This is a genomic window from Cardinium endosymbiont of Dermatophagoides farinae (genome assembly GCF_007559345.1).
In the GTDB taxonomy this organism is placed as follows: domain Bacteria; phylum Bacteroidota; class Bacteroidia; order Cytophagales; family Amoebophilaceae; genus Cardinium.
Window position 1 is genome coordinate 1,110,886 of record NZ_VMBH01000001.1, and the last position, 16,379, is coordinate 1,127,264.

General features: G+C 38.0%; 15 protein-coding genes and 2 pseudogenes. 1 reads left to right on the top strand and 16 read right to left on the bottom strand.

The window, feature by feature from the left end; genetic code table 11:
* The 5 genes and pseudogenes from FPG78_RS08470 to FPG78_RS05225 all read right to left on the bottom strand — a co-directional run.
* Positions 1–129, bottom strand: a pseudogene (locus FPG78_RS08470) (hypothetical protein); the annotation flags it as partial.
* Positions 101–1,390 (bottom strand): AAA family ATPase, encoded by a 1,290-nt coding sequence (locus tag FPG78_RS05210; protein ID WP_144086929.1) that lies wholly within the window; start codon positions 1,388–1,390, stop codon positions 101–103. The pseudogene FPG78_RS08470 and the gene FPG78_RS05210, both read right to left, overlap by 29 nt.
* Positions 1,356–1,637, bottom strand: coding sequence for an AAA family ATPase (locus FPG78_RS08175; RefSeq protein ID WP_144086930.1), 282 nt, complete (start codon positions 1,635–1,637; stop codon positions 1,356–1,358). Before FPG78_RS08175 ends, FPG78_RS05210 begins: the two co-directional genes overlap by 35 nt.
* Before the next feature lie 70 nt (positions 1,638–1,707).
* Positions 1,708–2,139 carry a hypothetical protein gene (locus tag FPG78_RS05220; protein WP_144086931.1) on the bottom strand — a complete coding sequence of 144 codons (432 nt, stop codon included), beginning with the start codon at positions 2,137–2,139 and terminating at the stop codon, positions 1,708–1,710.
* Positions 2,132–2,359: a hypothetical protein gene (locus FPG78_RS05225; RefSeq protein WP_144086932.1), complete on the bottom strand. Its 228-nt coding sequence runs from the start codon at positions 2,357–2,359 to the stop codon at positions 2,132–2,134. The genes FPG78_RS05220 and FPG78_RS05225 overlap by 8 nt, the downstream gene beginning before the upstream one ends.
* A gap of 314 nt (positions 2,360–2,673) precedes the next feature.
* Here FPG78_RS05225 and FPG78_RS05230 point away from each other — a divergent pair, with 314 nt between their 5' ends.
* Positions 2,674–6,153 carry a sodium:solute symporter family transporter gene (locus FPG78_RS05230; protein WP_144086933.1) on the top strand — a complete coding sequence of 1,160 codons (3,480 nt, stop codon included), beginning with the start codon at positions 2,674–2,676 and terminating at the stop codon, positions 6,151–6,153.
* A gap of 17 nt (positions 6,154–6,170) precedes the next feature.
* Here FPG78_RS05230 and FPG78_RS05235 read toward each other — a convergent pair whose 3' ends face one another.
* The 11 genes and pseudogenes from FPG78_RS05235 to FPG78_RS05280 form a co-directional block, all read right to left on the bottom strand.
* Positions 6,171–7,508 (bottom strand): hypothetical protein, encoded by a 1,338-nt coding sequence (locus FPG78_RS05235; protein ID WP_144086934.1) that lies wholly within the window; start codon positions 7,506–7,508, stop codon positions 6,171–6,173.
* A gap of 14 nt (positions 7,509–7,522) precedes the next feature.
* Positions 7,523–8,308 carry a hypothetical protein gene (locus FPG78_RS05240; protein WP_186292478.1) on the bottom strand — a complete coding sequence of 262 codons (786 nt, stop codon included), beginning with the start codon at positions 8,306–8,308 and terminating at the stop codon, positions 7,523–7,525.
* Between the two features lie 73 nt (positions 8,309–8,381).
* The gene (locus FPG78_RS05245; RefSeq protein ID WP_144086936.1) at positions 8,382–8,663 is read right to left on the bottom strand and encodes a hypothetical protein; all 282 of its coding nucleotides are present in this window, start codon (positions 8,661–8,663) and stop codon (positions 8,382–8,384) included.
* Between the two features lie 100 nt (positions 8,664–8,763).
* Complete coding sequence (locus FPG78_RS05250; RefSeq protein ID WP_186292479.1) at positions 8,764–9,255, bottom strand: CHAP domain-containing protein; 492 nt, start codon at positions 9,253–9,255, stop codon at positions 8,764–8,766.
* A complete protein-coding gene (locus tag FPG78_RS05255; protein WP_186292480.1) occupies positions 9,230–9,769 on the bottom strand; it encodes a hypothetical protein in 540 nt (179 codons plus the stop codon). Before FPG78_RS05255 ends, FPG78_RS05250 begins: the two co-directional genes overlap by 26 nt.
* Before the next feature lie 304 nt (positions 9,770–10,073).
* A complete protein-coding gene (locus FPG78_RS05260) occupies positions 10,074–11,573 on the bottom strand; it encodes a lipopolysaccharide biosynthesis protein (protein WP_144086939.1) in 1,500 nt (499 codons plus the stop codon).
* 25 nt (positions 11,574–11,598) lie between these two features.
* A pseudogene (obgE, locus tag FPG78_RS05265) lies at positions 11,599–12,593 on the bottom strand (GTPase ObgE).
* A 4-nt stretch (positions 12,594–12,597) separates the two neighbouring features.
* Entirely contained in the window at positions 12,598–13,179 is a 582-nt protein-coding gene (locus FPG78_RS05270; RefSeq protein ID WP_144086940.1) for an adenylate kinase, read from the bottom strand.
* A gap of 119 nt (positions 13,180–13,298) precedes the next feature.
* Positions 13,299–15,629, bottom strand: a complete 2,331-nt coding sequence (locus FPG78_RS05275) for a ribonucleoside-diphosphate reductase subunit alpha (protein WP_144086941.1) — start codon at positions 15,627–15,629, stop codon at positions 13,299–13,301.
* A gap of 58 nt (positions 15,630–15,687) precedes the next feature.
* Positions 15,688–15,813 (bottom strand): hypothetical protein, encoded by a 126-nt coding sequence (locus FPG78_RS08180; protein WP_255431765.1) that lies wholly within the window; start codon positions 15,811–15,813, stop codon positions 15,688–15,690.
* Positions 15,797–16,360, bottom strand: coding sequence for a GNAT family N-acetyltransferase (locus FPG78_RS05280; protein ID WP_144086942.1), 564 nt, complete (start codon positions 16,358–16,360; stop codon positions 15,797–15,799). The genes FPG78_RS08180 and FPG78_RS05280 overlap by 17 nt, the downstream gene beginning before the upstream one ends.
* Positions 16,361–16,379 lie beyond the last annotated feature (19 nt).

Sequence of the window (16,379 nt, forward strand, 5' to 3'; positions counted from 1 at the left end):
GGTTCCATATTGAATGCTATAATCTTTACTACGTATTTGCTCCAGAGCGTCTAAGGCTGGTTTGTCTACTTTTAGCTCGAAGATATATACGGTTCTTTTTTCATTGTGCTGATTCTTCCATAACGATATCCAAACGGCCTATTGCACTATCTCTTTCGGCGCTAGCATTTGTATCATGCATTTCATGGAAAGCACCATTTAGAAACGCATATAAAGTACCCTGAAAACTTTTTTCGGTTTTATCTAAAAAACGGTAACCCGCCTTGGCTAAACAATCGCTTCGAACGATGTTAAGAAAAGAAACCCATGCCTCTTTTCTTAAAGCACTCAAAACAGATGCGCTACATGCCTTTCCTGCTTCCTGGTGTGCTTGAACAATAAAATCAGCCAATATAAGCTTTAAAGAAGATTTTACTTCCTGGTTAGGAAACTTTAAATAATACGTCAGGTGATTTTTATCTTGTACATGAGATGGGTCAAGATCCATGGTAAGGTATCCAGTTTGGTACATCAAGGATAGCAAAGGCATTTCATGGAAAGAAGGATGTACGAGTTTAAATCTGACTTTATCGATTGGGAAACTACATTTATCCCAATCCATATTAAACCGATGTATATTTTGCTTCATTTGTTGCAATAGGATGATAGGACTACCAGAGTTAAACCAAAAATTATCAAAATCTTTTGCATAGAAGAATCTTAGTATAGAATCTGGATTATAAACGCTTACCATTTTATCAGCTGTAAAACAATAACCATTATAATAATCTTTTAATGCTTGCTTTAATTGAATAAACGTATACTTTTCTTCCTGAGTATTTTTTCTATTCAGTCTTTCAAGTATTGGATGAACAATTCTATCCTTGCTAAGAAATAGATTGTCAATATCCTCTTCCGTACAGCCCAACATCTCTGCATAATCTTCATGAAATGATATGTCATTGGCCGAGTTAGCCCCTGAGGTAAGGCCAGATAAATGAAATTTAGTTACACCCGTTACAAAAATAAATTTACAGTCCTTCTGACGGCCCTTTAAAACTTTGAAAAATGAACTAAGAACAGCAAGCACATATTCGTACTGATCTTTTTTACAAGAAATTAATGGGCTGTCATATTCATCAATTAAAATAATGGGAGTGGGTTCGTAACCTTCTTGAAGCCTTCCTAGGATATTGATCAGCTCACCCAGTTTTGTGCTAAGTGAAGGCGCTTTTAGTTCATTGATGCCATATTTATTTGCAATTTCTAAAAGCTTATATTGAAGTTCTTTTTCCAATAAATCAGGCTCTTTAGAAACTAGCTCCGAAAAGTTCAACCAAATGACCGGATATTTTTTCCATTTATAGGTTTTATTCTTAATAAATATTACAACCTTTAAATAACCTTTTATTTCCTTTTGCTATTTGGTCTATGGTATCTAGGAGTAGAGATTTACCAAATCTACGTGGCCTTATAAAGAAATAATAGATTCCATTTGTCTTAAAGAGTTTAGTGATATAGGCCGTTTTATCTGCATACAACTTTTGCGCGATCATTTCTTTGACATCAGGGCTACCAATGGGGATGTCACTATCTTGTACAATCATTTCTTTGGCTTTTCCTTTGTCTATCCTTTTATCTTCTTTTTTATACGCCATTTCCTTTTCCCATCTTTATTATTTGGTTTTATAGACAATTATATCCATTACAGATGAGCCAAAATAGTGGCTAATTTTTATCATCAGATTGGTCCAATGGGTTGTTGCAATAGGGGTACAATTGTATAATACGACAATTGTTGCTTTCAATTTTCTCAGATGTAGACGAAAAAAAATCAGGGATGCAGTGCTTCGCATAAAGCAACCGCTCTAAAAAAGACGAATCAGTAGGCAAGTTTTCAGAAGCGAAATTAATAAATTTTACCGCTATTAGTAAAATAGCTTTTTCCCTTTCATTTACAATGAAATAAGATCCTTCCTCTATATAATTTTTGTTCAGCTTTTCAGGATTTAGCATGTACCATTTTTGCGTTTGTTCTATTGCAGATAACTGTTGATAACCCTCTGCTGTTAGCTCAAAGAAATCTGATGCTAATATTTCTCGTTGAGCATATCGATAAAGTATTTGTATATTTCTACCTGTTTCTATAAAATCAAACATACGTCTTAACAAATAGATCGTCCTTCCCTTTCTCTTCCCCTATTTGGATACCTTCGTCCTTATATTTTTGTGCTATAGTGCTCATAATATTTTCTTTATCTGCTTTAGGTAGATATTGTGCAATAATCTTTTCTAGAACGGGTTGCTTATCTTCAGGTAATTTGCTATCACTAGACCATAGAAAACCTCTTATTATAAAGATAATCTTTTTCCTTATCAAGTATAATGCAAGACTTCAAGTTTTCTACAAACTGCTCATTTTTCATTTTTCTCGTTTTGATCAATAAAAAATTGTATACCCTTCTTAATTTTTGCTTTTTAATAAAAATTTATTATATATAATGAAATTATATTTTTTAGTATTTTGTATATATACTGAGCGTAAGTTTTACGAATATTTTTTACCGTTCTAACAACTTGCTTTATGATCTGCTTTGATATGCCACTACTTAATAGTAGCGATTTTTTTGTTATTAACATTGGTCGTAGGCATTTATTTTAGTAATAAAAAAGACCAATTTTCGAGAGTATGCGGTGGGGAACAAAGATTTTACTACGGCTACTTTGGTAGCTACCGTATTGGCTACTTTTTTGTATGGGGGAGGAGGCTTGGTGCGTACTGTAGAACAGGTGCATAATAATGGCCTCTGGTGGATCCTTATTTTTTTATTGAGTGGTTGCTTTGGTCCTTGGGTCATTAGGCCATTAGCCTTACGTATGGGGCCATTTATGCAGCACCTTTCCATGGCCGAAACCATAGGTAGTGTCTATGGTAGGTATACAAGGGTTGTGGTCGCCTTATCCAATGTGTGTGTCTCTATTATTAGCCTTGTTACGCAAATCACTGTAACCTCTAAGGCGATTAGCATGTGTGTCGATTCTTTTGATTCTGACATGATTACAGTTTTGGCCACCTTAATTCTTGTCTCTTATTCTACACTTGGAGGTATTCGCTCGGTTACTTTTACCGATGTCATCCAATTTATGACCTTCTCAATTGTTATTCCACTTTTGACTTGGTATATGTTTAGGGAGACCAGCATTCCAGTTTGTGAAATGGTTTCTTTTTTAAAAGCTCAGCCAAAATTTCAATTCAGTACAGTATTTCATTTTGACACTAAACTTGTGGCGATGGTTGCACTGCTGTTATCTGGTCTAGCATCCTATGTACAACCGCACGTGATGCAGCGGGTCTATATGTCTTCTGATCCTATTCAAACAAGGAAGGTTTTCTTATATTCTGGCGTTTTTGGCTTGTGTATAAGGGCTTCTATACTTTTAATTGGGCTATTTGTCTTTGTAGGGGCGCCAGCCTTATCAGTAAAAGAAGTTTGGAGCTATGTAATGACTCATGTTCCATCTATTTTTAAGGAGTTTCTTGCGATAAGCTTACTAGCCATGTCTATGTCTACATCTGATTCTAGGTTAAATGTTTGTGCGATTATGGTTAGCCATGATATATTAGAAAGTGTACGTGGAACAAAAGAAATCGCTTGTTCCTATCGGCTTCAGCTAGCCAAAATAACCTCATTGGCCACCGGTCTACTTGCTATGGTAATAGCTTTTTATTGCATTGATCTATTAAAGTTAATGTACTGGACGCTTGATTTTTCTGTTCCTGTCACAATCGCCCCATTTCTTTTGGCTATTTTTGGCTTCCGAGGTACTTCCCGTACGGCTTTGATCGGTATGGTTACGGGTGCTGTTTCCATTCTAGCTTGGAACAAATGGGTGCAGCCGATATCAAATATAAATGGTGCTTTTATTTGTATGTTGGCCAATGGCTTGGCCATGCTCATTGCCCACTATCTATTCAAACAGCCAGGGGGTACAGGATGGGTTGGACCAGATAATGCCTTGATACAACTGCAACAAGCCCATGCCCGAAAGCAGCGTGCGCGCAAAGAAGCAATTAAAAATGGGTTGCTGCATATCAAAGATACCTTGGCTAAGCTGCAGCCCAGCCATGCTACGTTAACCTGTTTGGGTCTTTATGTGGTTATCAGTAATGTGCTTACCTATTTTATAGCCTCTATTACCGATCATGGCTGTTGGCCGATTACACAGCTCTTGGTAGGAGTTTGTTTTTTAGGGTATAGCACCTTTGTCTCAGAAAAGACCAAGCCTATTCCCGATTGGATAACCAGCCTATTTTGGGTGATGGGGCTATCTTTTTGTTTTCCTATCAATGTGCTTTGGCATTGGTGGCATGGCACCAATCTTTTGTTAACCTTAGGTTTATCTTTGGCCCATTTGGTCGTTACCTTACTGGTGCTGCCGCTATATCTGGGTATCAGCTTTTTAGTGGTTACCCTATTGGTAGCGATCTACTTTAGCGCTGTTTATGCTACCAAGCCACTGATACTGGTACTATCGCCATCAGGTGTGGCATTGCTACTGTTGTTCAGTTTGGGGTTAGGGTTGCTTATCTTTGGCATTTTTATTTATCTAAAGGTTAAGGGCAATCGTTACTTGGATCAAGTCACCTACCTTAAGGATAGAGAAAAGCTTAATAGATCGCGTAAGCTCAAGGAATCCCTCTACGATTCAGCGATGCTTTCTGGATCTAGCTCTATTTTAGCGCAAGTAGCACGTAAAATTGAAGAGTCTATTGCATTTTTAGATAGCAATATGCCGCTTTATAAGCAGGATTTCCAGAGTATTATCAATAAACTCTATGGTTGGGTAACTTATTTTAATAAGCGAGAAAAGGCCAAGGACCATGCACTGCTACAGCCTACTAAGATTACGTTGGACAAGCTAATCCGTAAGGTAGAGGTTGCTTTGTCCCAAGAAGTACCCGACCCACCTAGGCTCTTGGTAGAAAAAACAGATCACCCCAATGGAGCCTGCCCTACCTATATGATATGTGATATCCATCAGGTAGTCTACTTATTGGTTCAGGCTGTTTTACGTGTTGGTGGTAAATCGGATAACGGTAGCCCACCAATGGTTGGGATACAACTCCATAAGACCGCTTTGCAATTTAAACAAGCAGATGCTATTGATGCGAGCCATCCTTCATCCCTGCTGTTCCAAGCCATTGGACTGATGATTCGAAATGTTGCGGCCTCTTCTGATGCACTGCCCAAGGTAAAAGCGCTTTATGATGATGTAATAGAGGCTATGGGCCGTCAACAGAAACCGGCAGCGCCCCCATCAATAGACCTACAGCAGGAAACCATATCCAGTATTGTGGGTGCCCATTATGGGTATGTAGCCTACCCTCCTGATCTTACAGAAAAAGCCATTTTGTTGGTACTCCCTGTTGATGTCACAGCAATTCGTGATAAGATGACGGCTAAATTACCTATAGATTGCTTAACATCAGAAACCCCTGTTACGCCTAAGGAGCAAGCTGATTCCATGATGGCTTTGATGCAGTTTCATGACTATGTCTGTAAGTCTTCTCATCGATCCGATCCTATTGATGTAGGGACGATTTCTGGTTTGCTTTTATTACTCCGGCAACACTTTGGCTTTAAGCGGCATGCTTCGGGGCAATTGTTTTATGTGCGTGCAGTAGGCATTGCCCAGCTAGTGATAGAATGGGTCTTTCATTCCCCTAAAGTCATTTATGCCGCTCTGCTCTATGAGCTGGTGCGCCATACCTGTTTGCCCCTTTCTTATATCAAAACACATTATAACTTAGGTGTATATGCTTTTGTATTGAATGTGGTAGGTATAGACAAACGGCAAGATTTAGACCATCCTTCTTTGCTTTATGTGCAGAATCGTTTGAAAGAAGCCATTAAGGAAGATCATGTACAACTCTCGGTGCTTTTCATCAAACTGGCCGAACGGCTCTATGACCTCCATCATGCAGCAGGTTATGCCTACCTACCAGAAGTAGCCCATATGGCACAAGAAGCCTTGGCCATAGATGTTCAGATTGCCAATACATATTTAGGTCCAGAGATAGGCGCAACTTTAGCAAAAGCAGCTAAGCAGGCATTAGAGATATGTAAGCGGAATGAGAAAGAACAATATAAAGAACAAGATAAAGATAGTTAGTGAGTTGGTTAGTGCGTTTACCCTGATGAAGAATGATCAAAATAGGTAAAAGAAATGAAAGGCCTCTCTTCTGAATAAGAAGGGATGCCATACAATATTTGTAGCTTCTCTATTTCTTTTAATACATAATCATAATAACTTGCTATTGGCCTATATAAAATTAGTGGAAATCCATCAAATGGAAGTCCCTTTCCATCCATGTCAAAACACATACATTTACTAAATATATTACCACTAGCATACACAGGAAAAGGCCTAAGCAATAGGGTATCATACATAGTTGGGAACTGCCCGCCTACCAATTTACCACCAAAAAGTGAAAACTCTGGGTAACAAACGCCCATGTTACAGTAACCGCTTTTATGTGGTATATGTAGCTTAGTCATTTGATGGAATAATTGAATGAAAGCTTCACAATCCAGTTTTCTAAAAGCATTAATCACAATACCCAATGCCATACCAAAGGTAGCGCAACCTCTATATTTCTTTCTATAATGATAATCCCCTATAGATTGGTTTAAAAAGGCATAAGCATCTTCTACGTAATAAGTAGGATGTTCATAGAGCAACATAAATGGTTCACACCATAATACACCTTCCCCATTTTCTGAATCTTTGGTAAAGCCTACCTTAACTTTTGATAAAACTTGATCTAGGGTCGCTATAAAAGGGAAAGGTTTTTTACCCCATTGAAAGCTAGCACCCACCTTTTTTTGCTGCCATAATTTCCATATTTCTCCTGATATTATCTTACCTAATTGCGTTTTACTGGTACCATTGCTTGCACGCCATATGGTCTCTAATAGATGGGATACATTAGGATCAGCATAATGTTTGACGATAGGGTGCTCCCCAGCTAATTCATAATATAAAATGCGTTCCAATAGTTCCCTGTCCAGTTCTTTTTTTTGGTAACTTTCCCATGCACTGTTGAGCAGGGTTAAATAGCCTGCTATTTCTAGTTGTTCCATAGCATAGATCGCTATAGCTTTAAGCTCAGATTTCACAGCAGGATTCTCTAAAAGTTTCAGCACATAGGGAAGATAGCTCTTAGGATACCGGTACATTATGACAAAATCCTTAGACTTAAACAATTCTAATATTGTTTTAAAATGGCCTACCTCTTGTAAAATCAAAGTAAGTTTTTCTTCTAGGAAAAGCCGCTGTGGCCAGGGCGTAGACTGGTTTATACCAGCTAACTTTTGTTTGATGAATTTATATTCTATAGGAGGGATCAGCCATAACTCAGTCACACGACCAAGCCCAAATAAAAAAGAGCCTAGGATGGCATACCTAATAGATTTTATAACTGAATGATTTAATCGTTTATCTTCTTTATTATTGTAATCAATCATCTTATTGTGTTTAATCACCTACTAACGGGAATATATATTCCATGTAAATCTTCATGAAAGAAAAAAGGTCTATCACCTGCTAGGGCAATGATTTCAGAATTGGTTCTATTGTGCCATTTAGAAAAACCACTGGTTAAATGAATAAGCTCTATTCTAATAGCAGCAGGTAGCCTTGGATCTCGCTGGATTTCACCTATAACATGCTGTAGCGTAAGATCTTTATAGTATTTAACTACATAAGGGTGTGTGACACCTGTCTGCCACCTTTCTCGCATATAATTGTCACAAACCACCATACCATATAGTTGCATGCAAGATATTAATCCTTTTGTATAATAATCCCAGCAGATGGCTACCCATTGCGCATAACTAGAAGGGGATAGATGTTGTTTGATGCGAATAATAGCATGCTCTTTAGAGATGCTATTATGGTCAGGTAGCTCACTATTACATTTATTGTGATGCACCAAATAATCAGCTAGTGCTTCTATATAATGATCGGGGTGGGTATATATGGCGCAATAATCAGAGTAATCCGAATAATAGTCAGGGTAGCCATATATGTCCCAATAGTCAGAATAATTGAATGGAACACACCCTCGGTCTCTAATTTCCCTATAGTTATCTATTGCTGCTAATAGGCTATTATCAATAGTTTGCTCCAATGATCTCCTCTGAGGTTTTGGAAGATAGCATAAACTGGATTGATCTGATTGAATAGCAGCCGGTTGTAAATCAGTATAAGATTGAATAATCGATAAAAGTACTTTATCTATTTTGCCTTTTTTGTGAAGCTGCAAACAGATATTTAACCAATCCTTATAAAAAGGTGTAGGCAAATAACATAAGGCATGGGCAACAATCTTTTTTTGGTTATGGGTATAATAAGGATGGGCTAAAAAATATTGAGCTGATTCGTAATAACAGGTAGGATGCTCGTAAATTGCTTGAAAGTCTTTTGATTTTAATAGCTCTATGGGGGGTGTCCCACTTTCCTACTTTAAAGTCAATAGCGGCTATCTTTTCTGCAAAGGTAGCTCGCTTATACTTTTGGGTGTGTACATATTGTATATACCTTGTAAACCAAGGGAATGATGGCCAATAAACATTATACCAATTGGCGCCTAATAGAAAGGCGCCAATTATAAAGATCACTCTACATATAGGAAAGTAGATAATGTGTTTTCTGACTGCCAACATATATAAAAATAGACTGAAAACCAATAAAACATTAATTAAGCATACACCTACTCATTTATGCGTTCAATGCATCCAATATATCGTCAGGTATAATTGTATGTAACCCTGAAGTGGCATTTCTATAATCTAGATAAATTACATTATCTTTGTGTCCTCCACAAGGTTTATCTTTTAAATCCGGATCTGTCCTGAAACCAAAATCATTTTTACACAATCGTCCTTCAAGATATGCATTTGTACCTACCGTCTGTCCGTAATCTACTACAATACCTACATGACCAGTAGCATCTCGATACCCATCATATTTCTCAGCTACAATAGAGCCTGGTTTAGGATAACTAGTACGATTAAACCCGGGTACTCGGTCATTAGCCCAATCAGATGCAGTTGGAATACGTAAGGTAAGCAGCCGCCATCCTGACTCTCCATGTGATGCAGTATATAGGCCTATGTTTGCTAAAACTTCCGCTACAAAAAGATTACACTTGGCATATCCTGCACCAAAGGGTCCTCTTGACCTGTTATGGCATCCATAAATCGGATGCACCAGATTCACATGCTTTAGCTACTTCAGCAATAGCTTCTCCAATACTACAGTTGCTAAGACTTGGCCAATTTATGTGATCACTAAGAGGCGTAAAGCCCTCAAACTTATACAATCTTGAAGAAACTGGTCCACCACCCTTTAATCCAGTATTCCCTATGTAAACGTGCCCTTCCTTATCTTCAGATCGCTTAGGAAATGTTACATGAATATGTCGCTTTTGAAAATCAGGAGTAGCATCTAAAAGTTGCTCCATAGTTATTCCTGAATCTACATACACGGGCAACTGCATCTCATTTATAAAGTCATCGGACAGATTTTCCCTTACTGTAGCCATACACTTGCCGTCAATGAAATGAAAAGTAACTGTGTGGTTTTCATGACTTGTTAAGCAAGCTGCATAAATATCAGCTTGTTCCTTAACAGCTGTTCGTACTTGACTTGAATAAGTTAAATGGGTGCTCTGAGCACAAGGAGTATTTTCACCTACCGATTCCCTTGTTGAATACATGCCCATGTTATGCACCCTACTGCAGCTAGTTAGCGCTAACAGTAATAACAATATGTTGTGCAATCGTTTCATAAAAGTACTGGTTAAAAAGATTAAGAAATAAAATACACTATATTATGTGTTCTAATAGAATTAGAATACTACTAAATATATTTTATAAATCCAATATAACGTACTAAAACTATGGATATGCCTAATTAATTGTTTATAAATCAGTTTATTATAATTTTTGTATAAGGTTTTATTATAGCAGGATATGCTGGATTACTAAACGTTGCATGCTGCAATTCATACACTCCTTGAAGGGTTATTATTTATTAAGTTTAATAGACCTTTGCCATCTAATGGCTATCATACAAAAGGTAGCTAAAATGGCTATATGAAGGAATATATAGGCCCACCCTATGCCTAAAAAAGCAAGTTTAGCTGGCCATAAGGGAACTTTTCTTAATGCTAAAAAGGTCAATAAAAGCAACAAAAAACCTTCTTTATGATAAGGTATTCGATAGTATTTTTGACCAATATAATACCCGAGTAGTCCCATAACAGTTGCACCACTGATAGAGGCATATACACAACCCCAATGGCCCAGTTTCGGTATCAATAGAAATGCCGTAAGCCCAGTCATTAGGCTACCTAATGCACTAATCCAAGTATTGTATCGTGGATGATTGCTTAACTTAAAGGCAGCACTAAAATTGTAATAGACACCTAAAAGGATATGGGCAAATGCTAAGTAGGGTGCCGTGTCAATGGTATGACGATAGGCTGCGTTTCGAATAAAAAGTTTTGCTACCCAATTTATATTTACACTAAAAAGCAATAGGCAGAAGCAAGATACTAGTATAAATAGATGCATCGTTTGGCTATATAACTTTAGCGCCTCCTTGCGCGCTGCATTGGCAAAAAAGAATGGTTCTGCAGCATACCTAAAAGCTTGGATGCCTAGTGTGATACATAAAGTTAGTTTACAGGAAGTACCAAAGTTACCTAACATTTCCTCCTTTGTATGGGTGTTATAAAAGTCATTGGGAACTAATTTTCGAAACAATAATTGTGGAAAGGTCTCATTCATCCTAAAAAATAGAATGGTGAAAAAAGAAGTGGCCGCATAACCTCCTATCGTTTGAATCGTATGGTTGTTCCAAGTCAAATGAAATCCTTTAAAACTTGGCAGCAGAAGCGCTAAAGCAGTTAGGTTAGACAATAAATTGGCTATAAAGACAGCATCCAATCCATTTAAATCTACAGTTATATGCAAATAATTGTAAATGAAACCTGCTGTATATCTTAAACAGATAGGGTAATAAAGCAAAATAAAAGAGAAAGCAATATTTGCAAAGGCTTGTAAAAATTTTATCAACAGAAACCAAATGATTTTTCTTTCTACACGTAGCCTGGCGTAAGGAATCATCAGTAGCGTATCTAGCATAAGAATACCAACCATATAATAAAAATAACGTATATGCGCTAAGTGGTCGGTTAACTTTGCGATTTGTGGTGTATATAGGAGCAGTAGGGTTGAAAAAATAAGACTGGAAACCAGTAATATAGTTACAATTATATTGAAGGTATATTGTTTGCCTAATCTATCTACAAACCTAAAATAGGTTGTATCCATAGCTAAATCGTAGATGATATGGCCTAAAGTAATGTAACTGCCATAAAACTCTACAACAATGCTATATGCACCGGGGGTTAGTATCTTTATTTGAAGTAATAAAGCTAAATAACTACATCCGCGTACGATAATGTTGCTTATACTGTATATAATGGTTTCTTTACCAAGTGTTTTAACTGTATTGTGCATGGACCATTAGATGAATTGTCTACCTTTATTGGCTGCAAACAGGAAGTTTTTCCCAGATTAGGTCTTTAAGCGCGGTGATGCCTTCTCCCGTGGTTGCAGAAATAGGACAACATGGTATTCCATTAGGTAGATTTAATCTTTTACGTGCTGCTTGGTCTAGTAGGTCTATTTTTGAGACAACCAGCAGCCTTGGCTTGGTTAGCAATAAGGGATTATGTGTTTCTAGTTCGTTCAGCAACATTTTGTAGCCCTTATTGATATCATTTTCCTCTGCACTAACCATAAATAATAAAACTGCATTGCGCTCAATATGGCGTAGGAAACGTGTGCCTAAACCTTTTTCAGTAGCTGCTCCCTCTATAATTCCTGGAATATCTGCCATTACAAAAGAATGGTTGGCTCGGTAGGCTACCACACCAAGGTTGGGCACTAAAGTGGTAAAAGGATAGCTATCAATCCTGGGCTTAGCGGCTGATACAACTGAAAGTAGCGTAGATTTACCTGCATTCGGCAATCCTACAAGTCCTACATCAGCGAGTAGTTTTAATTCCAATACCATCCAACCTTCCATGCCCACTTCTCCTGGATAAGCGATACGGGGTGTTTGATGGGTGGGTGTTTTAAAATGGGCATTGCCCCAGCCTCCTTTTCCTCCCTGCATTAGGGTGTATTTTTTTTTATCCTCTAATACTTCTACCAATACCTGGTCGTCATCTGCTTTTTTGGCTACTGTGCCTAATGGCACATCTAGTATCACATCTTTTCCACTAGCGCCTGTTTTGCAGCTATCGCCACCAGGTTCCCCATTGGTTGCAATGATATGTTTTCGGTATTTAAGATGGAGCAGGGTACTATACTGTTTGGCACCACGTAAAATAATGTGCCCCCTCTACCACCGTCTCCACCATCTGGTCCGCCTTTGGGAACAAATTTGGCACGTATGAAATGGATTAGCCCCGCTCCTCCCTTGCCAGCGCGTAGGTAAAACTTAACGTGATCAATAAAGTTGGGTAATGACATGTCGTTATGGTCTTATGAGCCCATCCATAATGGCTTCAATAGCTTGTGTTACCGCATCTACGCTTTTTGTGCCATCTATACTATGTAATTTTCCTTGGGTTTTGTAGTAGTTCAGAATAGATAGTGTCTCTTGTTCGTATATCTGCATCCGCGTTTTAATCTTGCTATCATCTTGGTCATCAGGCCGTGCTTCAATGGTTGCACGATTTTTAAGACGCTTTAGTAAAATCGAATTGGATACATCTAGAAAAATCACGCCATCTATTTTAGCATCGCATTGCTTTAAAAAATTATCTAAAAAGGTTACCTGTGGAATGGTTCTAGGAAAACCGTCAAATAAAAAAGATGTATCAGCAGGTTGTCCTTGCACCAGCCCCGTCACCAACTCAAAGGATAGATGATCTGGTACCAATTGACCACGGTTAATGTATGTTTCAATTAATACTTTATTGGCGCCATTTTCTGCCATTTGTTGGCGCAATAAAGCACCCAAAGCAATGGGTACAAAGCGATATTTTTGAATCATTCGTTCGGCTTGTGTGCCTTTTCCTGAACCAGGAGGACCCACTAGAATAATATTAAACATAAATGATAAAATGACAATGAATTGCTTAAAAGCTTAAAAAGTTAAGCACTAATATAAAATTAAGAAAAATGGTTACTGATGCTTGAAAAAAGTAAGGCAAAAACGTTTGTATAAGCTGGCTAGCCACTGCACATTAAACACTCTTTTTCTGCTTCACTTGAAAAAGACGTATCAACTTTTTCTTTCTTTTGTATGGTAAACTTTATTGCGTCTGCTGCAGCTTTGGTACGTAAGTAATACATTCCTGTTTTTAGCCCTTTTTTCCAAGCATAAAAATGCATAGAGGTTAGCTTTGCCATGGTTGCATCCTTAACATAAAGATTTAGGCTTTGGCTTTGACAAATATAAGGTGCTCGGTCTGCTGCCATATCGATAATAGATTTTTGCGGAATCTCCCAAACTGTTCTATAAATATTTTTAATGTGTTGCGGAATAGCTTCAATAGCTTGAATAGAACCATTGCCCATCATCAGTTCCTCTTTCACCTGTTCATTCCAAAGGCCAAGCTGGATGAGATCCTCTAATAGGTATTTGTTTACAACAATAAACTCTCCAGAAAGGACCCTTCTGGTGTAGATATTGGCGGTATAGGGCTCAAAGCATTCGTTATTTCCCAGTATTTGGGAGGTAGAAGCTGTAGGCATTGGTGCGATCAATAATGCGTTTCTTATACCATGCTGGCCTATTTCTTTACGTAAATGATCCCAATCCCACCTTCCCGAGGAAGGGGTTACGCCCCACATATCAAATTGAAGGATGCCTTCAGAAATAGGCGATCCAGGATAGCTTTCATATACGCCCTCTTCTTTGGCTAAATCTTTAGAAGCTGTTAATGCTGCAAAATAAATCGTCTCAAAAATTTCTTGATTGAGTAACCGTGCTGCTGGGCCATCAAACACAAGCTTCATTTTAAGAAAAGCATCTGCTAACCCTTGTACGCCAATACCAATAGGCCTGTGTCTTAAGTTAGAAGTACGTGCTTCTATTAAAGGATAGTGATTCCGGTCAATCACCTTGTTAAGATTTTTGGTGACCAGATAGGTTACCGAATATAATTTAGTATGATCAAAGGATTGATCCGTACCTACAAACATCGGTAGTGCAATAGAGGCAAGGTTGCAAACTGCAATTTCGTCGGGCGCACTATATTCTATAATTTCTGTACATAGGTTGCTAGATTTTATAGTGCCTAAGTTTTTTTGGTTGGACTTTTGGTTGGCTGCATCTTTATAGAGCATATATGGGGTTCCTGTTTCTATTTGAGACTCCAAAATCGCAAACCAAAGCGTTTGTGCTTTAATAGTAGCACGTGCTTTGCCCTCTTTTTCATACTGTTTATACTTTTGCTCAAATGCTGCTCCATAACAGTCTGAGAGTCCTGGTGCTTCATTGGGGCAAAATAGCGACCACATCTCATCTGAAGCTACACGTTGCATAAATAAATCTGGAATCCACAGCCCATAGAAAAGATCTCTAGCTCTTCTTTCTTCTTTGCCATGATTTTTCTTTAACTCTAAAAAGTCAAAGATATCTGCATGCCAAGGCTCTAGGTAGATGGCAAAACTACCTTTTCGTTTACCCCCTCCTTGATCTACGTAACGGGCTGTCATATCAAAGTTCCGCAACATGGGTACAATCCCATTGGAGATACCATTGGTGCCTCGAATATAGGAACCCGTAGCGCGTATATTATGAATGCTTAATCCAATGCCTCCAGCAGATTGGGATATTTTTGCACATTGTGCAAGCGTATTGTAGATGCCTTCAATGCTGTCGTCCTGCATGGTTAGTAAAAAACAGGAAGAAAGCTGTGGCTTAGGTGTGCCTGCATTAAAAAGTGTAGGCGTGGCATGGGTGAACCATTTTTCAGACATGAGCTGGTAGGTTTCCAGCACAGCCTCTAGGTCATCACCATGGATACCTAGCGCCACACGCATTAACATATACTGCGGACGCTCTACAACCTTTCCATGTATTTTGAGCAGATAGGAACGTTCTAATGTTTTAAAGCCAAAAAAATCATAGAAGAAATCACGTTCGTGTACAATCGCATTGTCTAAACTTGCTGCATGGCTGGCAACAATGTTATAAATGGCCTGATCAATCAGGGAAGCATTCTGCCCGGTTGAAGGATTCACATAGGTATAGAGCCTTTTTATAGTGCTAGAAAAAGATTTGCTCGTTTCTTTATGTAGATTAGAAACCGCTATTCGAGCAGCCAAAATGGCATAATCGGGATAGTAGACAGTCATTGTTGCTACTGTTTCTGCCGCTAGGTTATCTATAGCTGAAGTAGTGACCCGATCATAAATACCTTCAATAATCTTTTTAACAATAGCAATAATATCGATATAATCCCTATTTAACCCATAGCAGAGTTTCTCTATCCTGGCAGTTATTTTGTCAAATTTAACTGATTCCAAGCGTCCATCTCGTTTTATAACTAACATCTACTCTTTATAAATTTTTGATTAAATCTCTTTCGAAAACCTATTGCCAGCCTCATTGTCAAAGTCTGCCTATGCGCCTCCAATCGATCGAGTATGCTGGCAGCTGCGCTGCTTCTAAAACTTGCTGATCACAAATAGGTTGCAAAAGAGATCTGTTATTGATCGAATCATAGGTATTGATCACGCTGAATGGTATATTCAATAAGATCCATATACATTCCGTGAACATTTTCGTTTTTTAGCACATGCTCCCCTTTTTTAAACCCTAAACGCATAGGTATGTTTTGGCTCTTGGTGTTGTGTGTGGCACATTTAATAGCAATATCTTGTAAGCCTAATTGTTTGAAACCAATATCAACAAGCTTGGCACAAGCCAATGTAACTAGGCCTAGCCCTTGAAATGCTTCCCCTATCCAATAACCAATTTCAGCTGTACCATTTGATAAATCAATCGTATTAAAGCTGATCATTCCAGCAATTTTTTCTTTGAAAAATATACCAAACACCAGTCTGCTATTGTTGCATAACGCTTCATTGGCAATAGTAATAAAATCTAACGTGTCACTTTGACTAATGCATAAGTCAACCCAAGGCAACCATTTTTTTAAGTATGATCTATTTGCCTCTGTTAAAGAGAATAGTGCTTCTGTATGGGAGCTATCTAACTGTTTGATCATTACATCTTTATTTAACACGATTGATTTAGAAACCACGTTTTTGATTGCATGCATAACAGTGTTGATTCTGGAA